This is a genomic window from Pseudomonas sp. H3_E04 (assembly GCF_054668915.1).
On record NZ_CP162797.1, the window covers coordinates 1,408,704 to 1,429,668 of the forward strand.

Annotated in this window: 17 protein-coding genes and 1 pseudogene; 6 read left to right on the forward strand and 12 right to left on the reverse strand. The window is 61.2% G+C overall.

Annotated features, from left to right (window positions below):
- Positions 1–19: 19 nt before the first annotated feature.
- On the reverse strand, positions 20–1,654 hold the full coding sequence (locus AB4N53_RS06375; protein WP_460119101.1) for a methyl-accepting chemotaxis protein: 1,635 nt from the start codon (positions 1,652–1,654) through the stop codon (positions 20–22).
- A 302-nt stretch (positions 1,655–1,956) separates the two neighbouring features.
- Between AB4N53_RS06375 and AB4N53_RS06380 the strand changes: the two genes are divergently transcribed.
- Together AB4N53_RS06380 and AB4N53_RS06385 are read left to right on the forward strand one after the other, a co-directional pair.
- A complete protein-coding gene (locus tag AB4N53_RS06380) occupies positions 1,957–2,787 on the forward strand; it encodes an undecaprenyl-diphosphate phosphatase (protein ID WP_460119103.1) in 831 nt (276 codons plus the stop codon).
- On the forward strand, positions 2,784–3,212 hold the full coding sequence (locus AB4N53_RS06385; protein WP_460119105.1) for a DUF1294 domain-containing protein: 429 nt from the start codon (positions 2,784–2,786) through the stop codon (positions 3,210–3,212). Before AB4N53_RS06380 ends, AB4N53_RS06385 begins: the two co-directional genes overlap by 4 nt.
- Positions 3,213–3,331: 119 nt before the next feature.
- Here the strand turns inward: AB4N53_RS06385 and AB4N53_RS06390 are convergent, their stop codons facing one another.
- Positions 3,332–3,691: an MmcQ/YjbR family DNA-binding protein gene (locus AB4N53_RS06390; RefSeq protein ID WP_460119107.1), complete on the reverse strand. Its 360-nt coding sequence runs from the start codon at positions 3,689–3,691 to the stop codon at positions 3,332–3,334.
- Entirely contained in the window at positions 3,688–4,596 is a 909-nt protein-coding gene (locus tag AB4N53_RS06395) for a LysR substrate-binding domain-containing protein (RefSeq protein ID WP_460119109.1), read from the reverse strand. The genes AB4N53_RS06390 and AB4N53_RS06395 overlap by 4 nt, the downstream gene beginning before the upstream one ends.
- A gap of 126 nt (positions 4,597–4,722) precedes the next feature.
- On the opposite strand from AB4N53_RS06395, the gene AB4N53_RS06400 reads away from it, so the two are divergent.
- Positions 4,723–5,334, forward strand: a complete 612-nt coding sequence (locus AB4N53_RS06400; RefSeq protein ID WP_460119111.1) for an FMN-dependent NADH-azoreductase — start codon at positions 4,723–4,725, stop codon at positions 5,332–5,334.
- 167 nt (positions 5,335–5,501) lie between these two features.
- Entirely contained in the window at positions 5,502–6,539 is a 1,038-nt protein-coding gene (locus tag AB4N53_RS06405; protein WP_460119113.1) for an alpha/beta hydrolase family protein, read from the forward strand.
- A gap of 52 nt (positions 6,540–6,591) precedes the next feature.
- Here the strand turns inward: AB4N53_RS06405 and AB4N53_RS06410 are convergent, their stop codons facing one another.
- Entirely contained in the window at positions 6,592–8,295 is a 1,704-nt protein-coding gene (locus tag AB4N53_RS06410; RefSeq protein ID WP_460119115.1) for an amidase, read from the reverse strand.
- A gap of 443 nt (positions 8,296–8,738) precedes the next feature.
- Here AB4N53_RS06410 and AB4N53_RS06415 point away from each other — a divergent pair, with 443 nt between their 5' ends.
- Positions 8,739–9,854 (forward strand): AI-2E family transporter, encoded by a 1,116-nt coding sequence (locus AB4N53_RS06415; RefSeq protein WP_460119117.1) that lies wholly within the window; start codon positions 8,739–8,741, stop codon positions 9,852–9,854.
- A gap of 160 nt (positions 9,855–10,014) precedes the next feature.
- On the opposite strand, the pseudogene AB4N53_RS06420 reads toward AB4N53_RS06415, so the two are convergent.
- The 6 genes and pseudogenes from AB4N53_RS06420 to AB4N53_RS06445 form a co-directional block, all read right to left on the reverse strand.
- Positions 10,015–10,149, reverse strand: a pseudogene (locus AB4N53_RS06420) (transporter); the annotation flags it as partial.
- Between the two features lie 173 nt (positions 10,150–10,322).
- A complete protein-coding gene (proP, locus tag AB4N53_RS06425) occupies positions 10,323–11,825 on the reverse strand; it encodes a glycine betaine/L-proline transporter ProP (protein ID WP_460119119.1) in 1,503 nt (500 codons plus the stop codon).
- Positions 11,826–12,893: 1,068 nt separating this feature from the next.
- A complete protein-coding gene (locus AB4N53_RS06430) occupies positions 12,894–14,192 on the reverse strand; it encodes a carbohydrate porin (protein ID WP_460119121.1) in 1,299 nt (432 codons plus the stop codon).
- Positions 14,193–14,289: 97 nt separating this feature from the next.
- Positions 14,290–16,695 carry a glucose/quinate/shikimate family membrane-bound PQQ-dependent dehydrogenase gene (locus AB4N53_RS06435; RefSeq protein ID WP_460119123.1) on the reverse strand — a complete coding sequence of 802 codons (2,406 nt, stop codon included), beginning with the start codon at positions 16,693–16,695 and terminating at the stop codon, positions 14,290–14,292.
- 261 nt (positions 16,696–16,956) lie between these two features.
- Positions 16,957–17,967: an NADP-dependent oxidoreductase gene (locus tag AB4N53_RS06440; protein WP_460119125.1), complete on the reverse strand. Its 1,011-nt coding sequence runs from the start codon at positions 17,965–17,967 to the stop codon at positions 16,957–16,959.
- 55 nt (positions 17,968–18,022) lie between these two features.
- Positions 18,023–18,811, reverse strand: a complete 789-nt coding sequence (locus AB4N53_RS06445) for an SDR family NAD(P)-dependent oxidoreductase (protein WP_460119127.1) — start codon at positions 18,809–18,811, stop codon at positions 18,023–18,025.
- A gap of 139 nt (positions 18,812–18,950) precedes the next feature.
- On the opposite strand from AB4N53_RS06445, the gene AB4N53_RS06450 reads away from it, so the two are divergent.
- On the forward strand, positions 18,951–19,553 hold the full coding sequence (locus AB4N53_RS06450; protein ID WP_460119129.1) for a TetR/AcrR family transcriptional regulator: 603 nt from the start codon (positions 18,951–18,953) through the stop codon (positions 19,551–19,553).
- 11 nt (positions 19,554–19,564) lie between these two features.
- On the opposite strand, the gene AB4N53_RS06455 is transcribed toward AB4N53_RS06450, so the two are convergent.
- Positions 19,565–19,960 carry a response regulator transcription factor gene (locus AB4N53_RS06455; RefSeq protein WP_460119131.1) on the reverse strand — a complete coding sequence of 132 codons (396 nt, stop codon included), beginning with the start codon at positions 19,958–19,960 and terminating at the stop codon, positions 19,565–19,567.
- Positions 19,957–20,946, reverse strand: coding sequence for a response regulator (locus AB4N53_RS06460; protein WP_460119133.1), 990 nt, complete (start codon positions 20,944–20,946; stop codon positions 19,957–19,959). Before AB4N53_RS06460 ends, AB4N53_RS06455 begins: the two co-directional genes overlap by 4 nt.
- Between the last annotated feature and the right edge of the window lie 19 nt (positions 20,947–20,965).

Consider the following 20,965-nt stretch of genomic DNA (forward strand, 5'->3'; position numbering starts at 1 on the left):
CTACCCCACAGGTTTTGAGTCAGACCCGGAACTGCCGAAGCAACCCGTTCAGTTGTTCGCTCAGTTGCCCAAGGCGCAGACTGGCTGCACTGGATTGTTCCGCCGCCAACGCCGTGCTGTGCGACAGCCCGGCCGCCTGGGTGACGTTCTGGTTGATGTCCTCAACCACATGCGCCTGTTGCAACGTGGCGCTGGCGATCGAAGCATTCAGGCCGTTGAGATTACGCAACGCCTGGCCAATCGCATTGAGGCTCGCCCCGGCCAGTGCCGCCTGTTCAATGGTCAATTGCGAAGCCTTGCTGCTGTCGCCAATCACCTTCACCGCAGCTTCGGAGTGGTTCTGCAAACGCTCGATCATCGACTGAATCTCCGCCGTCGATTTCTGCGTGCGCTGCGCCAACAATCGGACCTCATCGGCGACCACGGCAAACCCGCGACCTTGTTCACCAGCACGCGCCGCTTCAATCGCCGCATTAAGCGCCAACAGGTTGGTCTGTTCGGCAATCGAGCGAATCACCTCCAACACGCTGCCAATCTGCGTGCTTTCGGCCGCCAGCGTGCGGATCACCTCCACCGCCTGATCGATCGTGCCGGATAGCTTGTCGATCTGCTGCAGGCTGCCGTCGATGTTGATCTGCCCCTGCTGCGCCTGCGCTTCGGCATCGCGCATTTCTGCGGCGGCATGTTCTGCGTTTTTCGCCACGTCCTGCACGCCGTAGGTGACTTCGTTGATCGCCGTGGCCACCAGTTCCATTTGCTGCGATTGCTGCTGACTGCGCTGCTGTGCCTGCGAGGCATCGTTACCCAGCTCGCTGGATGACTGGCCCAGGGCGCTGGCCGAGATCTGCAAATCTCCAATCACTCGGCGCAATTTGGCAGTGAAGGCATTGAAGTGATGGGCAAGCTCGGTGACTTCATCCTTGCCATGGGTATCGAGGCTGCGGGTCAGGTCGCTTTCGCCGCTGGCGATGTTGGCCATGGCATTCACGGTTTCCTGCAACGGACGAACGATGCTGCGCGCGATCAGAATCACCAGCAGCGCCATGATCAGCGCAATCGCCAGACCGATTGCCGAGGCCTTGATCATCTGCCCCTGGAACTCGGCTTGCACGTCGTCGACGTACACGCCGGAACCGATCACCCAGCCCCACGGCTCAAAGAGCTTCACATATGAGGTCTTGGCAACGGGATCAGTCGCTCCCGGTTTCGGCCAGCGATAATTGACCATGCCCGCGCCTTTGGCCTTGGCGATGGCGACCATCTCGTTGAACACCGCAAAACCGTCCGGGTCGCGGATCGCCGAGAGGTTCTGGCCTTCGAGTTTGGGGTTGGTCGGGTGCATGACCATCACGGGCGTGAGGTCGTTGATCCAGAAGTAGTCGCTCTGGTCATAGCGCAGGCCACGGATCGCCGTCAGTGCCTGCTTTTGCGCCGCGTCCCTGGTCAGGGTGCCAGCGGTCTCCAGACCCTGGTAATACGTGAGCAGGCCGCTGGCGGTCTGCACCACGTGCTGGGTTTTCTGCGCCTTGGCGTGGTAGAGGTCGTCGTGGATCTGCTTGAGCATCAGCACGCCCAAGGTCAGCAACATGACCACCGCCACGATCAAGATGAGCCACAAGCGTCGGCTGATCGACACACTGCGCAAGCTGTTCATAACGCTGTCACTCCGGGATTCTTGTTCTTGTAATAAATGATCGCCAGCATCCGGCCACAGCTGAGTGTCCGGGACCGTGCGATTCAAGCCTTCCAACACGCACAGCGCTATTGAGGCTTGTCTGTTAGGATTTCGGCCCCGCGCGCAAAAACCTGAATCCGGTTTTGACATTTCACGGAATTTTTACCGTTTCGTGTGGATCCTGTGCGCGCAATCGCTACAGCTTTTACCGGCTACGCTGGACGCAGTGAACGAAAAAATACTATCGGGGCATGCCTTGCGCATCGCTCTCTGGGGGATTGATGGATCTTTGGACCGCCTTGCAGGCACTGATTCTAGGAATTGTAGAGGGGCTGACGGAGTTTTTGCCCATTTCGAGTACCGGACACCAGATCATCGTCGCCGACTTGCTGAACTTCGGCGGCGAACGGGCCATGGCGTTCAACATCATTATTCAGCTCGGCGCGATTCTCGCGGTGGTCTGGGAGTTTCGCCGCAAGATCCTCGACGTGGTGATCGGCTTGCCGACCCAGCCAAGCGCACGGCGTTTCACCGCCAATCTGCTGATCGCCTTCCTGCCGGCGGTGGTGCTGGGTGTGATCTTCGCCGATCTGATTCACGAATACCTGTTCAACCCGATCACCGTGGCGGCAGCGCTGGTGGTTGGCGGGGTCATCATGTTGTGGGCCGAACAGCGCCAGCATGAAGTCCACGCCGAAACCGTTGACGAGATCCGCTGGACCGATGCGCTGAAAATCGGTTTCGCGCAATGCCTGGCAATGATTCCCGGCACTTCGCGCTCCGGCTCGACGATCATTGGCGGCTTGCTGTTCGGCCTGTCGCGCAAGACTGCAACCGAGTTTTCATTCTTTCTCGCCATGCCGACCATGGTGGGTGCGGCGGTGTATTCGGGCTACAAATACCGTGATCTGTTTGTGCCAGCGGATTTCCCGGTATTCGCGATTGGTTTCGTCACCGCGTTTGTCTTCGCCATGATCGCTGTGCGCGGTTTGCTGAAGTTCATCGGCAACCACAGCTACGCAGCGTTTGCCTGGTACCGAATAGCGTTCGGCCTGTTCATTCTGGCGACCTGGCAGTTCGGCTGGGTGGACTGGTCGGCGGCCAAGCCATGAACGATTCGCGCGCGCAGCGCCCGCAAGGACGAGCTTCTGGCGGGCGCCTTCAGCATGTGAAGTTGAAGCTTGTGGTGCTGTTGATCGTCTGCGCGCTGCCGCTGTTCGGCTCACTGTCGATGTGGCTCAGCGGCATCTCGCGGGTGCCTCTGGCGGCGTACGGGATTGTCAGTGTGCTGGCGTTTTTTCTGTATTGGGCCGACAAGCGCAAGGCCCGCGCCGATGCCTGGCGCACCCCGGAAAACATCCTGCATGCGGTAGAACTGGCGGGCGGCTGGCCCGGTGCGTTGATCGCGCAGCAAGTGTTTCGGCACAAGACCCGCAAGGTGTCGTTTCAGATTCTGTTCTGGGTGATCGTGCTGCTGCATCAGGTGTTCTGGATTGACCAGATTTTTCTCGGATCGAACTTGCTGTCGCTGATCTAAAGTCCACCGAAAATCCCCTGTGGGAGCGAGCCTGCTCGCGAAAGCAATCTCATCCTCGCTGATGAGTCGCCTGACAAACCGCCTTCGCGAGCTGGCTCGCTCCCACAGGATTTGCGTGCTTACAAACGCAGGCCGATTTGGGTTTTCTTTGGCAACTTGCTCACCACCAGTTGATGTGATCGCTGCAACAGCCCCTGCAATTCCTCGGCACTCAGCGGGTAGGGCGGGTGCATGATGATCCACTGCGCGCGCGCCAGATACGGCGCCGGATGAATCCCCGGGCGGTCGCAATGGCCGAGAAACAGATCCTTGTCGACCTTGAACGCCAGCGAATCGCCGCGTAATCCCTGCAAGGCGAACATCTTGTTGCCGGCAATCGAGAACACCCGCACGCCGCCCCATTTATAATCTTCCCGCGCGCCCGGCAGAGCCAGACAGAATGCGCCAACCTCGGCTTCGCTCATCTTTCCCTGTTTCATAACAACCGCTCCCCGCAGGCATCGAACGATTCGACCAGATGATCGATCCACGCACGCACCGCCGGCATCACCCCGCGCCGGTGCGGATACACCGCTTGCAACCAGCCACCGGGCAATGACCATTCCGGCAGCACCTGCACCAGCGTGCCGTTACGCAGTTCGGTCTCGCAGAACATCATCGGCAGCACGGTGAAACCCTGACCGGCGAGCACGCAGGCCTTGCGCACGACAAAGTCATCGATGCCCAGCCGCGCTTCCATGCTCAGATCGACACTCTTGCCCTGCTGGTCGAGCAGACGCACATGGACCATGCGATCAGCTTCCAGCGCGCCGAGCACCGGCAGGTTCTTGAGGTCCTGCGGATGATTGATGGTCTTGCCTTGCATGAAATCCGGGCTGGCGATTACCACCGCCTGGGCCTGACGCAAACGTCGAGTGACCAGCAACGGATCTTCATCGCCGTGATCGCGCACCCGCAAAGCGACATCGATGCCTTCAGTGACCAGATCCACACGGCGATTGAGCAGCACGACCTCCAGTTGCACCTGCGGAAATTTGCCAAGAAAGTCGCTGATCACCGTCGGCAGCATTTCATGGGCGAGTCCGGTCGGACACGACACCCGCAAGCGCCCGCGTGGTTCGCTGGACATGCTCGCCACGGCTTCGTCAGCCATTTCCGCTTCCAGCAACATCGCCTGACAGTGGCGCAAATAGCGCTCGCCGACAGCGGTGAGATTCAGTTGGCGGGTGGTGCGTTGCAGCAGACGCGCGCCGAGACGTTCTTCCAGCTCGGCAATCCGCCTCGAAAGCCGTGACTTGGGAATTCCGAGCAATCGCCCGGCGGCGGCAAAACCACCGGCTTCGACCACTTTGGCGAAATAGTAAAGATCGTTAAGGTCCTGCATGCGCGTTTCCAGTCGTTCTATCAATGGGACGAACTATCGCATTGCCGGCGACTAATCAGCTATTGGTTTGTTGCGTAGGATTGTCTCCATTCCGTCGCCACCGGCGATTCTTTCAGGAGAACCCACATGAAACTGTTGCACATCGATTCGAGCATTCTGGGCGACAACTCTGCTTCCCGTCAGTTGAGCCGTCAGGTCGCCGACGCCTGGCAAGCCGCCGAGCCGAGCGCCGTGGTCACTTATCGCGACCTGGCTGCCGATGCCATCAGCCATTTCTCGTCGACCACGCTGGTCGCCGCTGGCACCACCGCCGAACTGCGCGACGCTGCGCAACAGCACGAAGCCGAGCTGAGTGCCTCGACTCTGGCCGAATTCATCGCTGCCGACGCTGTCGTGATTGCCGCGCCGATGTACAACTTCACTGTGCCAACCCAATTGAAAGCGTGGATCGACCGCATCGCCGTCGCCGGCCAGACTTTCCGCTACACCGAAGCCGGCCCTGAAGGCCTGTGCGGTGGCAAGAAAGTGATCATCGTGTCGACCTCCGGCGGCATCCACGCCGGTCAGGCCAGCGGCATCGCGCACGAGGAATATCTGAAGCTGGTGCTGGGCTTCCTCGGCATCACCGACATCGAAATCGTTCGCGCTGAGGGTCTGGCCTATGGCGAAGAAGTGCGCAACAACGCCATGAGCGCTGCTCAAGCGAAGATCAGTGAGCAACTGTTTGCAGCCGCGTAAGGCTTGCGTAAAGAACAGCTGATGTTCAGGTAATCCGCAAAAAACTCTGTATTCTGGTTCCGCAAGGGCCGAATACGGAGTTTTTTGTTTCCGGCTGTTACATAATCTGGCCCGGGTTATGCAGTTCCAACACATCCGATGATGTGGTCCAACAGGGTGGGGCATTCATGAGGCATCTTTGTGCAATGTTGCTGATTTGCCTGCTGGGCAGCCTGAATTCAGTGCAGGCCGCGCCGGGGCGGCACCCTGTCTGGAGCGTCGGTTATCACGAGATGACCTTTCTCGACCCGCTCGATCTGCAACCGATGCGCGCTATCGCCTTTTACCCGTCCAGTGACCGCGAGCACATGAGTTTGCTTGAGGGTTACTCGGTCGAGGCCGGAGAAGACACTAAAGTCGCCATCGGCCGCTTTCCGATGTTGATGCTCTCCCACGGCAACACCGGCACGCCGCTGGCCTTGCATGATCTGGCCACATCGCTGGCGCGCAAGGGTTTCGTAGTGGTGGCGGTGATTCACCCCGGCGACAACTGGCGGGACCACAGCCGTCTCGGCACGTTGAGCAATCTATATGGGCGACCAATTCAGATTTCCCAAGCGATCACCGCGACGCTCGGCGACAGCATGCTGGCGCCGTTCGTCAATGCTGATCAGGTCGGGGTCATTGGCTATTCGGCTGGTGGCGAGACCGCATTGATTCTTTCCGGGGCGCAACCGGATCTTGATCGTCTACGGCGCTATTGCCAGGAACGCCCGGACGATCACGACGCCTGCAACACCCAGGGTGAGCTGATTGTCGATCGCGAAGATTTGCAACCGGTGGCCGATCCAAGGGTTCACGCGTTACTGCTGATGGCGCCGCTGAGCCTGAAATTCGGCCGTCATACCCTCGCTGACGTGCACGTACCGGTGCTGCTCTACAGCGGCGACGGCGACAAACTGGTGGCCTTTGATAAAAACGCTGCCGCCCTCGCGCGCAAGCTGCCCACCGCGCCGGACTTCAAACTGCTGGCCGGGGCAGGGCACTTCGTGTTTCTGGCGCCATGCAATGAAGAGCAGATTCGCGCCATGCCGGCGTTGTGCACCGATGCTGATGGAGTCGATCGCGAGGATATTCACCGCAACCTGATTTCCGAAGCGGGACGGTTTTTTGCCCATGCGCTGGGCAAATCGACGCGAGCAGGGATGCAGACTGCGGACCAGTAGGCCCGTCCTCAACACTTGATCAATGCCGAGAGCGGGCTTGCTGTTGCCTCGATCAGGACAGCGGTGGCGTGCGCGGTGGGATCTGGCGTCTGCTGCCGGTGGATTCGAAGGCGGCGGCGTAGCGCAGCAGGTTTGAATCGTCGTAGGCGCGGCCGGCGAAAGTCAGGCCGACCGGCATGCCGATGTCGGCCATGACGCCCATCGGCACGGTGACCGTTGGTACGCCGAGGTGGCGGATCGCGAGGTTGCCGTTGGCCACCCAGACGCCATTGCTCCAGGCGATGTCCGCCGAGGCTGGATTGACATCGGCGTCCGCCGGGCCAACGTCGGCAACAGTCGGGAATAGCACGGCGTCGAGGCCGAGTTTTTCCATCCAGTCTTCGAGGTCGATGCGCCGGGTCTGCTCCAGACTGCGCAAGCCATCAGGCACGGTAGGGATTTCATTCCACGGCGTGATGCCGCGTTCGGCCATGCGCACGTACTCGTCCATGCCAGCGGCCAGGTCGCCTTCGCGGTTGGGCAGGGTGCCGGGGTCGTGGGGAAAGATTTTCGGCCCGTCAACGTCGACCAGACGATTTAGTTTCGGGTCGCCGTTGGCTCGCAGGAAATCGTCAAACGCCCAGGCCGTCAGGTCCCACAGTTCATGATGGAGAAATTCTTTCGACACCAGCCCACGAGTGAACACGGTTGGCGCGCCAGGGCGGTCGCCTTCGCAGTTGGAGACCAGCGGAAAGTCGGTTTCGATGACTTCGGCGCCAGCGGCTTCCAGGGCCTGACGCGCCCGTTTCCACAAGTCGATCACTGACGCGCGGGTAGTGATGCGCTGGCCAGTCGGACCGCCAATGCCGGGGGCTTCGCTGGTGCCGGCGTCCGGGTCGGCATTGATGTACATGCGCGGGATGGCGAAGCGTTTGCCGGCCAGGGCTTTGGCATCTGCGGCCAGTTCGCTGTACGCAGCCGGGCGCACTTCGCTGACGCGCGGGATCGGCACCCACGGTTGCAGACGCCACAGGTCGCCACGGGTGTCGGAGTCTTCGGCGACAACTACGTCGAGTACCTCGAGCAGGTCAGCCATGGTCCGCGCAAACGGCACGACGACGTCCATGGTTGGGGTCAACGGCCAGTTGCCGCGCACCGAAATGACCCCGCGCGACGGGGTGTAGGCGCACAGGCCGTTGTTCGACGCCGGGCCACGACCGCTGGACCAGGTTTCCTCAGCCAGACCGAACGCGGCGAAACTCGCAGCGGTGGCGGTGCCGGCACCATTGGAAGAGCCGGAGGCGAACGGCGCGGTGAGGTAAGCAGCGTTGTACGGGCTCTCCGCGCGGCCATAAACGCCACGCTGCATACCGCCATTGGCCATCGGCGGCATGTTGGTCTTGCCCAGACAGATCGCCCCGGCCGCGCGCAGGCGCTCGATGGTGAAAGCGTCGCGATGAGCAACCAGATCGGCGAACGCCGGACTGCCGGAGGCGGCGGTCAGGCCCTTGACCAGATAACTGTCTTTGGCGGTATAGGGAATGCCATCGAGCGGGCCAAGGGTTTGACCTTTGGCACGGCGGGCGTCGGAGGCGCGGGCTTCGTTCAGCGCTTCAGGATTGCGCACGACGACGGCGTTGAGGGCTGTCGGCGTATCGGCGCCATCGTAGGCATCTATGCGCGCCAGATAGGCCTGCACCAACTCCACAGCAGTGGTCTGGCCGGATTCGAGGGCGGCGCGCAATTGCGCGATGGAGACTTCGGTGACTTCGATCATTGGGTCACCTGTAGAGCGCGGGTGTTCTGGGCAGAAGTATTCATAGCGGTTCTCGTTGCACGGCTTTAAGCGACAAGGTCAAGACTGGCGCCTATTTAACACCAAGCGGCGGGCGGAGTAATCGGTGGGGTGATGGTTTTGTTGGTAGATGGCCTGAGCATTCGTCCTGCCTGACCTTGCGCTTTCGCGAGCAGGCTCGCTCCCGCACTGGATTTGTGGGCCGGTTGAGATTGAGGATTAACGCAAAGCCCTGTGGGAGCGAGCCTGCTCGCGAAGGCGCCGGCAGATGCAAAGGGTCACGGCTTTGAAATACGTCTTTCGCGAGCAGGCTCGCTCCTACATCGTCTGGTTAAAACCGATAATCCCGCGCCCCACAGGAAGACCGGGCCAACATGTTCTAGGCTCAGCGCATCCCGAATGCTGCACCGCTCAGGAATGTTGCCATGGAAGAAAAACCGCTGATCGCCTTCAACAGTTCCAAAGCCTTGCTCGACGTGCTGATCCGCGCCGGCTTGATCGCGACCCTGGTGCTGTTCTGCTACGACATTTTCCATCCGTTTCTGAATGTGATGCTGTGGGCGCTGATCCTCGCGGTGACGCTGTATCCGCTGAACCAGAAACTCGGTGCCAAACTGGGCAACCGCTACGGTTGGGCGGCGATTGTGCTGGTATTGCTTGGCCTGGTCATCCTGATGGTGCCGCTGAGCCTGCTCGGCGCATCCGTGGCCGATTCGGTGAAGGCGGGCATGCATACGGTGGAAGCGGGGCAGTTCGAGATTCCGCCGCCACCAGCCAATGTCGCCGACTGGCCGCTGATCGGTGCGCCGTTGTATGGCATCTGGATGCACGCCTCGCAGGATCTGAGCTGGGTGTTCAAGGAGCTCGCGCCGCATCTGACCAGTTGGGGCCGGGTGCTTTTGCATCAGGCCGCCGGCGTCGGCGCAGGCATCGTGGTGTTTGTCGTGGCGCTGATTGTCGCCGGACTGATCATGACCCACGGCGAACGCGGCCATCGCACAGCGGTGGCGATCACCACGCGGATTTCCGGGCCGATGCGTGGCCCGCAGATCGCTCAATTGTGCACCTCGACTATTCGCGCGGTGGCGCAGGGTGTGGTCGGTATCGCTTTTATCCAGATGATCCTGATCGGCGTGGCACTGGTGATCATGGGTGTGCCCGCTGCCGGCATTCTGGCCTTGATGGTGTTGCTGCTGGGCATCATGCAACTGCCGGTGCTGCTGGTTACCGTACCGGTGGTGGTGTTCGTCTTCGCCCATGACGGCGTCGGTCCCGGCACGATCATATTCGCCGTGTGGATGGTGATCGCCGGGCTTTCCGACAACGTGCTCAAGCCGATGCTGCTCGGGCGTGGCGTGGCCGTGCCGATGCCGGTGGTGCTGATTGGCGCGCTGGGCGGCATGGTCACCAGCGGCATCATCGGCCTGTTCACCGGGCCGGTGATTCTGGCGGTCGGTTATGAATTGTTCATCGGCTGGGTCTATCAGCCGGCCGACGTCAGCGAAGTGCTGGACGAAACCTCTCACGACAATCAGCCATAAGGTACGGCGCATGCCTAACAGGCTGATGGTGCTGGCTCCGGGCTCGGCCAGGCACTGGAAGACACCACGACAGCAACGGACGAAGCGGTAGAACTGAAAGTGGTCAACCGCATGCATCATGCTGTTTCGTGCAACCATTCCTGGCGAGGCGCCGACCTCACTCATCGTCGTAGTCCAGCGCCAGACCAGAATTGCCGTACATGCCGAAGCCGATCGAGGAGCGCTCATCGAGCTGGTGGCTGATGAAGAAGCTGGAGCCGGGCAGTTACTTCAAGGCGTTGCCACCGTCGTGGCCGGCCTGGTAAATCATGATGCCGCCGGCTTCGGCCTGGAGGCTGGCGAAGAGCAATCCGCCAGCGACCGAACTTCTCATCAGCTTGAACATATGAACTCCTTGAAGCATGCGACCGGGTTCAAGGCTAGCTCAAGCTCGGCGCGGCGTCGGACCGATTGCCGACGCTGCACTGATCAATCGATGCGCGGATGCTGGAGCGCCAGTTCCTTGCGCTTGGCTTCCAGCGCGGCGATTTCGGCATCGATGTCTTCGATTTTCTGTTCGATGTTGTCGTGGTGCTCCTGCAGCAGCTCCTTGGCCTCTTCGAGGTCGGAGGCCGCCGGGGCCGCGCCGCGCAGGGGTTTGTTGGCGGTTTCTTTCATGGTTACGCCGGTGACCAGGCCGACCACGGCGATGACCATCAGGTAGTAGGCGGGCATGTACAGGTCGTTGGTGCTTTCCACCAGCCAGGCCACGACGGTCGGAGTCAGACCGGCGATCAGCACCGAAACGTTGAAGGCACTGGCCAGGGCGCTGTAGCGGATATGGGTGGGAAACATCGCCGGCAGTGTCGAGGCCATCACGCCGATGAAGAAATTGAGCAGCACCGCGAGAATCAGCAAGCCGCAGAAGATCAGGCCGATACTGCCGCTGTTGATCAGCATGAACGCCGGGATGGCAAAGATGAACAGGCCGATACTGCCGACCACGATGAAGGGTTTGCGGCCGATCTTGTCGCTGATGAAACCGATCATTGGCTGCACGAAAAGCATGCCGACCATGATCGCGATGATGATCAGTACGCCGTGGTTTTCACTGTAATGCAGGTTGTGCGTCAGGTAACTCGGCATGTAGGTGAGCAGCATGTAATAGGTGACGTTGGTCGCCGCGACCACGCCGATGCAGGTCATCAGGCTGCGCCAGTGTTTGGTCGCGACTTCCTTGAACGACACTTTCGGGCCACCGGCGAGGCCTTCGCGGTCGCCTTGTTCGAGTTTTTCCACGTGCTGCTGGAACGCCGGGGTCTCCTCGAGGGCGTGACGCAGATACAGGCCGATCATGCCCAGCGGCAGGGCGAGGAAGAACGGAATCCGCCAGCCCCATTCTTCGAAGCGCTGTTCACCGAGAATCGTCGAAATCACCACCACCACGCCGGCGCCGAAGACAAAACCGGCGATCGAGCCGAAGTCCAGCCAGCTCCCGAGGAAACCGCGCTTGCGGTCCGGGGCGTATTCAGCGACGAAGATCGAGGCACCGGTGTATTCGCCACCGACTGAGAAACCCTGAGCCATTTTCGCCAGCAACAGCAGGATCGGCGCCCAGATGCCGATTGAGGCATAGGACGGAATCAGACCGATGGCGAAGGTGCTCAGGGACATGATGACGATGGTCGCGGCAAGGACTTTCTGCCGCCCGTATTTGTCGCCGAGTGCACCGAAGAACAGCCCGCCAAGCGGACGAATCAGGAACGGCACGGAGAACGTCGCCAGCGCGGCGATCATTTGCACGCCGGGATCGGCGCCGGGGAAGAAGACCTTGCCGAGCACATAGGCGACAAAGCCGTAAACGCCAAAGTCGAACCATTCCATGGCGTTGCCCAGTGCGGCGGCGGTGATCGCCTTGCGCATCTTGGCGTCGTCGACAATGGTGATGTCTTTCAAACCGATCGGTTTGACAGTGTTCTTGCGTGATTTCATTGCGCTGTTCCCGCTCGCTGATCCAGATTACCGCTGCGATGCCATCTCCATGATGGCGCCGGCTCTTCAGGCTCAGATACATGCAGACACGAAATAATTCACCGATGGCAGGAATTAATTTCCCGCCCGACGCAAGCCCGCTGTATGCCCTGTGGTAGCAAGCCCGCTCCCACAGTGGCTTGGTGTTGGGCGGGGATTTAATGCACGCCGCCAAGCCCTGTGGGAGTGGGCTTGCCCACGAAGGCGGCATTACATCCAACATCGCAGTCGCCTGACCCGACGCTTTCGCGAGCAAGCCCGCTCCCACAATTGCAGCGGCGAATCCAATTCTCCTGCCTGACCCAAATCCCTTGTGGGAGTGGGCTTGCTCACGAAGGCGGCAGCACATCCAACATCGCAGTCGCCTGACCCAGCGCTTTCGCGAGCAGGCTCGCTCCCACACTGGCTTGGTGTTGGGCGGGGATTTAATGCACACCGCCGAGCCCTGTGGGAGTGGGCTTGCTCACGAAGGCGGCAGCACATCCAACATCGCAGTCGCCTGACCCAGCGCTTTCGCGAGCAGGCTCGCTCCCACAGTGGTTCGGTGTTGGGCGGGCTTTAATGCACACCGCCGAGCCCTGTGGGAGTGGGCTTGCCCACGAAGGCGGCGGCACATCCAACATCGCAGTCGCCTGACCCGACGCTTTCGCGAGCAAGCCCGCTCCCACAGTGGTTTAGTGTTGTGCCAGGATTTAATGCACGCCTCCGAGCCCTGTGGGAGTGGGCTTGCCCACGAAGGCGGCAGCACATCCAACATCGCAGTCGCCTGACTCGGCGCTTTCGCGAGCAGGCTCGCTCCCACAGTGGCTTGGTGTTGGGCGGGGATTTAATGCACACCGCCGAGTCCTGTGGGAGTGGGCTTGCCCACGAAGGCGGCGGCACATCCGACATCGCAGTCGCCTGCCCCGACGCTTTCGCGAGCAAGCCCGCTCCCACAATTGCAGCGGCGAATCCAATTCTCCTGCCTGACCCAAATCCCCTGTGGGAGTGGGCTTGCCCTCGAAGGCGGCGGCACATTCACTACAACTCTTAAAGCGCAGCCTTGACCTGCAAGCCCACCACCAGCGCATTGTCGATGTCCTGGCCGGAAAACGCGCCCGGTTCGATGATGTATTGCAGGTTCGGCCGCAGGGTCAGCCATGGGGTGGCCTGGTAGCCGTAGCCCAATTCAATCAACTGCTCGGCGCTGTCCAGATTCGGGTACGCGCCACCGCTGGCCAGCGCGGCATCCTGCTGTACATCGCGGCTGCGCGGGTTCGGCACGGCGCGGCCATAGCCCAGCGCCAGGGTGTCACGCGGGCGGCCTTCGAACGGTTTGTACAAAACCACGCCAGTGCCGTACCACTTGCTGAACGGCGAAGCCGCTTCACTGGCCGCCGAATACTGACCGAACGCATGCAGACTGCGGCCTTCGGAGGTCGGCGAGCGCCACACCGCCCGATCGATCAGCAGATAATGCCCACCACGACCTGAGACTTCATCGTCACTGCCAATGCGCTTTACGTCGGAGCTGTCGTAGTAATAGCCGACCTTGTACTCGCCCGGCAGCTCGCCGGCGTGCTTGTACACCAGCTCGATCGGGACGACAGTGCCGGTGGTGTGCTTCGGCCCCAGATGCCAGGCGCGGCTGGAATTGCCATTGCTCTCGGGGTCGACGTTGAACGCCGCCACACGCAATTGCCAGGACGGCGACAAATCGTATTTGACCCGCACGCCCAGACGCGCGTTGGGGTAGTTGGTCCAGCCGCTGCCGCCGGACATGTTCAGCGGGTGCCCACAGAAGCCGGCGTTCATGAAGTTGCACAGAATGCCGCTGTCGAGGCCACCGAGGTCGTTGCCCATCGCCATGTAGCCGAGCTTCACATTGAGCGCCGGGGTGAACAGGCTGCGCTCGTAACTCAGTTCAGTCAGGCGCGTGTACAGACCGCCGTAGTTTTCCTGAATCGGCAAGCGGTTGCCGACCAGATCTTCCGAAGCGCTGTTGCCACGACGGTCGTTGATGGTCAGCTGCACCTTGCCGGCATTGTCGACGCCATAAATCTTGCTCAGATCAAACTGCACGCCGAGCTTGATGTTCTGCGAGTAGCGCGCCGAACGGTGCAGGCCGCCGTCGGCGTTGTAAGCAGTTTCGCCGCTGTAATCGCCAGTGAACTTGATGCCGTCTTCATCGAGTTGATGACGCAAGCCGCCCCAGTCACCGGTGAGGGTGCTGCGGGTCAGCAGATCGGAATCGCTGGTGGCCAGCGCTGGGAGGGCAGTGGTGCAGCTCAGACCCAGCAACAGGCCAGTGGAAAGCTTGGTACGAGAAAAGCGAACAGCCGATGACATGTGAATCCTTCCTGCTGAAATCTTTAACGCAATAAAACGGCGACGCGGTGCTTTGGGGCACCGCGCGCTTGGAGGAGGTTGGTCGTGCAGCAGCGAGTTACGGCAGGGCGTAGGCCATTACGTAATCGCCACGATCGGTCGACTGGCGTGCGCCGCCAGCGGTGACGACGATGTACTGCTTGCCGGTCTTCGGCGAAACGTACGTCATCGGGCCGCCCTGGCTGCCGACCGGCAGACGGGCTTTCCAGACTTCTTCGCCATTGCCGCTGTTGAAGGCGCGCAGGTAGAAGTCCTGGGTGCCGGCAATGAAGATCAGGCCGCCCTGGGTCGACAGGGTGCCGCCGAGGGTTGGCAGACCGATCTTGATCGGCAGGTGCATGCGGATGCCCAGTGGACCGGTGTCTTCAACGGTGCCGACCGGAACCTGCCACGCGACTTTCTGGGTCTTCATGTCGATCGCGGTCAAAGTGCCGAACGGAGGCGCCTGGCACGGAATGCCGGCCACCGACAGGAAGCGGTTCTTGTTCACCGCGTACGGCGTGCCTTTGAGCGGCACAGCGCCCATGCCGGTGTTCAGCGCTTCGCCACCGCCAGCGGCCTGGCCTTTGTTCTGCGACGGGATCATCTGGATCCACAGACCCAGGCGCATGTCGTTGACGAAGATGAAACCGTGCACCGGGTCAGTGGAGATGCTGCCCCAGTTCATGCCGCCCAGCGAACCCGGGAAGCTCAGCGATTTGTCAGTACCCGGTGCGGTGTACAGGCCGTCGTAGCGCATGCTCTTGAAGTCGATGCGGCAGAGCAACTGGTCGTACGGCGTGGCGCCCCACATGTCCGATTCGGTCAGGTGCTGCGCGCCGATCTGCGGCATGCCCACGGATTTCGGCTGGGTCGGCGAGTACGGCTCGTTGGGGATGTTCGCGGCTTTCACCGGTACTTCTTTGACTTCGGTCAGTGGCTTGCCCGTGGCGCGGTCGAGCACATAGATCTGCCCGGCCTTGGTGCCGATGACCAGCGCCGGAACGCTTTGGCCGTCCTTGTCGAAGTCGATCAGGCTCGGCTGCATCGGCAGGTCGAAGTCCCACAGATCGTTGTGCACGGTCTGGAACACCCAGCGTTCTTCACCCGTGCTGGCGTCCAGCGCGAGGATCGAGGCGCCGTACTTGTGGTCCAGTTCGCTGCGCTCAACTCCATAAATGTCGGTGGACGAGCTGCCCATCGGCAGGAACACCGTGTTGGTCGCCGCGTCGTAGGACATCGGCGCCCAGCTGTTCGGCGTGCTGCGCACGTAGGTTTTGCCGTCGGCCGGCGCGTTGCGGTCCTGCGGGTTGCCCGGGTCGAACGCCCAGCGCATGGCGCCGGTGATCACGTCAAAACCGCGAATCACACCGCCCGGCATGTCGCTCTGCACGTTGTCGGCAACACGACCGCCAACCACTACGGTGGTGCCAGCCATCAATGGCGCGGACGACAACTGATAGTAGCTGTCCGGAACATCACCCAGACCGGCCTTCAGATCGACCTGGCCGTTGTTGCCGAAACCCTGGCAGAACTCGCCAGTGTCAGCGTCGACCGCGATCAGGCGAGCATCGATGGTATTGGTCAGCAGACGACGCTGGCAGTTGGCAGCCGGCGCCGGTTTGGCTTCGATGATCGAAGAGTTGCTCGGCTGAGCGATGGTCGCGGTGGCGTCGAAATAGGCCATGCCACGGCAGCGCTGCCAGACTTTCGATTGCGCGTTGATCGCATTCTTCCAAAGCTCTTTGCCGGTGTCGGCATCAAGGGCGATCAGGTTGTTGTGTGGGGTGCAGATGAATACTTTGTTGCCGACCTGCAGCGGGGTGAGCTGGTCTTCGGCGCCGTTGCCATCGCTCTCGGCGACGTCCCCGGTGTGGTAGGTCCACGCGACTTTCAACTTGTCGACGTTGTTGCGGTTGATCTGGTCGAGCGCGGCGAAGCGGCTGCCACCTTCGGTGTTGCCGTAGTGCGCCCAGTCTTTCTGCGCCTTGGCCGGCTCGACCGGAGTCAGGCCCGGGCCAGTGCCAGTCGCGGCAACCGTCGGGTGAGCGACGAACATGTTGCCCGCCGCAACGGCAACACCGACCGCCAACACAGCGGCCACGGCATACGCGCCACGACCGGCCACGCGGCCATTGGCTCGCGCCAGCAGCGGGTAGACCAGAGCGACGACCATACCGATCGCGCTGAACATGAACAGCCGCGAGAACACCGGCCAGAACACCAGCCCGGCGTCAGCCACGGCCCAGATCGCGGTGGCCACGAGAAATGCGCCGAACAGCCAGGCGCCCGCAGTTTTCTTCAGTGCGATCAGCACGCCGGAAACGGTCATTGCCAGACCGCCGATCAGGAAGTACCAGGAACCGCCCAGGCTGACCAGCTTCACACCGCCGGCTGCGAGCGCCAGGCCGAGCAGGGCGATGATCACGCCAAGGCCGACCAGAATGAACGTTGAAACGCCTGAGACGCGTTGACTATGGTTCACATTGAAAGTCCCGTTTGAATGAAGCGCGGGATTATAGCGGTAACTAACCATTCAGTTAACCGCAGTTTTGCCATGAAAACGTGCACTTGTGTGAATCAAGCGTGGTGCAGGTTGGGCAAAATGCAAGGCGAGACGGTTTTCTCAAGGCTCGAGCAGCAGCGGTCGCCATTCGATCAGGGGTGGTTTTTGCGGCTGAGGTTCTTCCAACGGCGGTGGATCGAATTCAGGTGCCGGGGGCAGTTGTTGATCGTCCTCTGGCATTTATTGCGAAGCCTGATCAACGGTGATCGCCACCTTGCCCTTGGCCCGGCCCTGTTCGACATAGTTCAAGGCGTCAGCTATCTGATCGAACGGGAAGGTGCGATCGATCACGGGTTTGATCACCCCGGCCTCAATCAACGCAGTGATTTTTTGCAACTGAACGCCATCGGCACGCATAAACAGAAACGAATAACCCACCCCGTGTTTGCGTGCTTTACGGCGAATGCCGCTGCTGAGCAGGCGCATGACCAGCCCAAGTGGCCAAGACAAGCCCTGCTCCTGAGCGAACTGCGCAGTCGGCGGCCCGGACAGGGAAATCAGTTGCCCACCCGGTTTCAACACCTTCAGCGATTTCTCCAGTACGTCGCCGCTGAGGCTGTTGAGCACCACGTCGTAGTCGCGCAGCTCAATGGCAAAATCCTGCTGCTTGTAATCGATCACCAGATCAGCGCCCAGCGCCTTGACCCACTCGACATTCGCCGTGCTGGTAGTGGTCGCAACAAAAGCGCCAAGGTGTTTGGCCAGTTGAATGGCGAGCGTGCCGACGCCACCGGAGCCGGCGTGTATCAGCACTTTATGACCTTTTTGCAGCCCGGCGACTTCGACCAGTGCCTGCCACGCGGTCAACGCCACCAGCGGCATGCAAGCCGCCTCGGTCATAGCGAGATTGCCGGGTTTTAACGCGACCGCTTGTTCGTCGACGGCGATGCGTTCGGCAAACGTGCCGATCCTGTTTTCAGGCGCCCGCGCATAAACCTCATCGCCCGGCTTGAAACGCTTGACCGCCGTACCGGTGCTAATCACCACGCCGGCGACATCGTTGCCCAATATCAAAGGCATTTGATAAGGCAGGATCATCTTGAATTCGCCGCTGCGAATCTTCAGATCCAGCGGGTTGACGCTGCTGGCGTGGACCTTGATCAACACGTCGTGCGCGCCAACCTGCGGTTCCGGGACGTCGCCAATCCGGCCGTTCTGCTTGCCGTAGCGCTCGATGAAAAATGCCTTCATTGCGGATGCTCTTGTCGGTAGGAACCCGCCGGCACAGCGGCGGGTGTGGACGAGGTCAGGCCTGAGTCAGATAACGTTGCGCAACAGCCGACTGGCGAATCTGCCCCAACAGACCTTGCCGCGCGGTTTGCAGTGCATCCCAGCGCTCGCCTTCATGCAGCGGCGGGATGGTCACGACTTCGCGACGATCGAAACCGACCAGAGCGGCATCGACCATGTCGCCGACTTCCATGATGTCGCTGAGGGTGTTGATGTCGATGCCGGCGCGGTCCCAGATTTCCGTGCGGGTCGCGGCGGGCAGTACCGCTTGCACGTACACGCCCTGTGGCGACAGTTCCAGGCTCAAGCCCTGGGAGAGGAACAGCACGAACGCCTTGGTCGCGCCATACACCGACATGCCGAACTCCGGCGCCAGGCCCACCACCGAGCCGATATTGATGATCGCGCCGTCGCCGGCCTTGGCCAGACGCGGTGCGATAGCACTGGCCAGACGCACCAGCGCCGTGGTGTTGAGCGCGACCAGTTGCGCCACGCTGTCGGTGCTCTGCTCGATGAAGGTACCGGACTGCGCGGCGCCGGCATTGTTGACGAGGATACCGATGCGCGCGTCGTCACGCAGACGCGCCTCGACGCTTTGCAGATCGCTGAGACGGGTCAGGTCAGCTTGCAGCACCTCAACATTGACGTTGTGTTCAGCGCGCAAACCGGCGGCAAGGGTGTCCAGACGCGCCTGGTCACGGGCGACCAGCACCAGATCGTGCCCGCGTTGGGCGAAACGTGCGGCGTAGACCGCGCCGATGCCGGAGGAGGCACCAGTGATCAGAACAGTAGGGCGAGTAGTCATGGTGTGGGCTCTTTTTCAGTAAATGACTGATTGCGGGCTTTTAGGATGATGACCGAAATCTAAACTGTCAACAGTTTTGATTATGGCCAACATCTATGTATCATCGGCCCATGATTTTTCAGCGCTGGAGGTATTCAACATGCGCGTATCCAAGGCTCAGGCTCAGGCCAATCGCGAGCACATTGTCGAAACCGCTTCGTTGATGTTCCGCGAGCGCGGCTATGACGGGGTCGGCGTGGCCGACCTGATGGCGGCCGCCGGTTTTACTCACGGTGGTTTCTACAAACACTTCGGTTCCAAGGCCGACCTGATGGCCGAAGCCTCGGCCAATAGCCTGGCGCAATCGACGGCCGCCGCCGAAAGCATGAGCGTGCAGGATTTCATCGATGTGTACGTGTCGCGCGACCATCGCGACGGCCGTTCCACCGGTTGCACCATGGCGGCGCTGTGCGGCGATGCGGCGAGACAGTCGGGTGATGTGAAAGCGGCGTTCGCTGAAGGCATCGAGCGCACGTTGCAGACGCTCGGCGAGAAATACCCGACGGCAGCGGATGCACCGCAAGGTGAGTGCAGAACCCGGATGATCGACCTGCTGGCCCGTGCGGTCGGGGCGATCATGCTGTCGCGAGCCTGCCCGGACGACTCGGCGCTGGCCGATGAGATTCTGGCGGTGTGTCACGCTGAAATGACCGCATCGTTGCCGGCCATCGAAGAGGCTGAAAAAACCACGCAAGACAGCTGAATCGATCAGCGTCAGCGCTGCAGGGCCCTGTCAAGTGCCGCCAGCAGATCCTCTTCCTCGAAGGGCTTGCACAGGCACTCGAACGCCTGGTAATGCCCGGTTTCGGCCAGCGCTGCCTCGTCCCAATGGGCGGACATGCAGATCACCGGAATCTGTCGCGGCAGCTCGCGCATGACATCGATGCCGGACAGGCCGGGCATGCGCAGGTCCAGCAGCAGGCAGGCGATCTCGGCAAAGTCGCCTTCGGCGAGAAACGCTTCGCCACTGGCAAACACCTGCGCCCGGTAGCCGACCGAACGCAGCAGGTTCGACAGGCTTTTACGCACGGATGCGTCGTCATCGACGATGCAGACGATCGTCGCTCGGTTGCTTTCGGCCGCCGTCGGGCGACCCGCCTGGCCGCTCACGACAGGCTCGATGGGCCAGGCGAAGGCGCAGCGCTGATCAGTCCGTAGAGTTCGACAAGGTTGACCAGCGAGCGGGTCTGCATCTTCGCCATGATGTGTTTGCGATGAACCTTTGCGGTCACTTCACTGGTGCCCAATTGATTGGCGATCTGCTTGTTCGACAGACCGCCGACGATCAGTGGCAGCACCTCGCGCTCTCGCGGCGTCAGTTGCGCTGCCAATTGCCGCACGTGCCTGACCCGTTGCCATTGATTGAACGCGGTCGCCGCGTGTTGACGGGTGCTGCGCAGAATGCCGAGCAGTTCATCGTCATTGAATGGCTTGGTCAGGAACTCCACCGCGCCGGCTTTCATCGCCTGCACCGACATCGGAATCGTGCCGTGGCCGGTCATGAAAATCACCGGCCACGGCTGGCCGCGCTCGTTCAGCGCCGCCTGCAATTGCAGTCCTGTGGTTTCGGGCAGGCTGACGTCGAGCAGCAGGCACGCCGGGCCGCTGCCGATGTCGGCGCCGAGCAGTTCTTCGGCCGACTGGAAGATCCGGTGTTCGATGCCTTCGGCGCGCAACAAGCGGCTCAGCGCGGTGCGCACGCAGGCCTCATCGTCAACAATGAATACCGGCACCGATTGCGCATCGACCGACGGTGGCTGCGCCGCAATCGGCGCCGAGGCCAGGGCGTTGAACATCGGCAATTTGGGTTCGCGGTCTTTCAATAATCGGTAACCTCGACGGGGAACCGTCTGGATGATTTCTTTTTCCCCGAGCAGTTTGCGCAGCGAGGAAATCTGCACTTGCAGATTGTTCTCTTCGACGACGATGTCCGGCCACACCTGATTGATCAGCTCATCTTTGCTGACGATGCGTCCATCGGCCTGCATCAGTACCGAGAGTATTTCGAACGCCCGCCCACCCACGCGCAAGGGACGGCCATCGAGAAAGGCTTCGCGCCGTTCCAGGGAAATCGTGGCTTGGCCAAGTCGGATCATGCAGGCCTCTGCGTCGCGG

What these genes read in the sequence shown, in the direction of transcription:
- AB4N53_RS06375 (WP_460119101.1), bottom strand. Translation starts at nt 1,654, where the DNA reads ATGAACAGCTTGCGCAGTGTGTCGATCAGCCGACGCTTGTGGCTCATC.
- AB4N53_RS06380 (WP_460119103.1), top strand. Translation starts at nt 1,957, where the DNA reads ATGGATCTTTGGACCGCCTTGCAGGCACTGATTCTAGGAATTGTAGAG.
- AB4N53_RS06385 (WP_460119105.1), top strand. Translation starts at nt 2,784, where the DNA reads ATGAACGATTCGCGCGCGCAGCGCCCGCAAGGACGAGCTTCTGGCGGG.
- AB4N53_RS06390 (WP_460119107.1), bottom strand. Translation starts at nt 3,691, where the DNA reads ATGAAACAGGGAAAGATGAGCGAAGCCGAGGTTGGCGCATTCTGTCTG.
- AB4N53_RS06395 (WP_460119109.1), bottom strand. Translation starts at nt 4,596, where the DNA reads ATGCAGGACCTTAACGATCTTTACTATTTCGCCAAAGTGGTCGAAGCC.
- AB4N53_RS06400 (WP_460119111.1), top strand. Translation starts at nt 4,723, where the DNA reads ATGAAACTGTTGCACATCGATTCGAGCATTCTGGGCGACAACTCTGCT.
- AB4N53_RS06405 (WP_460119113.1), top strand. Translation starts at nt 5,502, where the DNA reads ATGAGGCATCTTTGTGCAATGTTGCTGATTTGCCTGCTGGGCAGCCTG.
- AB4N53_RS06410 (WP_460119115.1), bottom strand. Translation starts at nt 8,295, where the DNA reads ATGATCGAAGTCACCGAAGTCTCCATCGCGCAATTGCGCGCCGCCCTC.
- AB4N53_RS06415 (WP_460119117.1), top strand. Translation starts at nt 8,739, where the DNA reads ATGGAAGAAAAACCGCTGATCGCCTTCAACAGTTCCAAAGCCTTGCTC.
- proP (WP_460119119.1), bottom strand. Translation starts at nt 11,825, where the DNA reads ATGAAATCACGCAAGAACACTGTCAAACCGATCGGTTTGAAAGACATC.
- AB4N53_RS06430 (WP_460119121.1), bottom strand. Translation starts at nt 14,192, where the DNA reads ATGTCATCGGCTGTTCGCTTTTCTCGTACCAAGCTTTCCACTGGCCTG.
- AB4N53_RS06440 (WP_460119125.1), bottom strand. Translation starts at nt 17,967, where the DNA reads ATGAAGGCATTTTTCATCGAGCGCTACGGCAAGCAGAACGGCCGGATT.
- AB4N53_RS06445 (WP_460119127.1), bottom strand. Translation starts at nt 18,811, where the DNA reads ATGACTACTCGCCCTACTGTTCTGATCACTGGTGCCTCCTCCGGCATC.
- AB4N53_RS06450 (WP_460119129.1), top strand. Translation starts at nt 18,951, where the DNA reads ATGCGCGTATCCAAGGCTCAGGCTCAGGCCAATCGCGAGCACATTGTC.
- AB4N53_RS06460 (WP_460119133.1), bottom strand. Translation starts at nt 20,946, where the DNA reads ATGATCCGACTTGGCCAAGCCACGATTTCCCTGGAACGGCGCGAAGCC.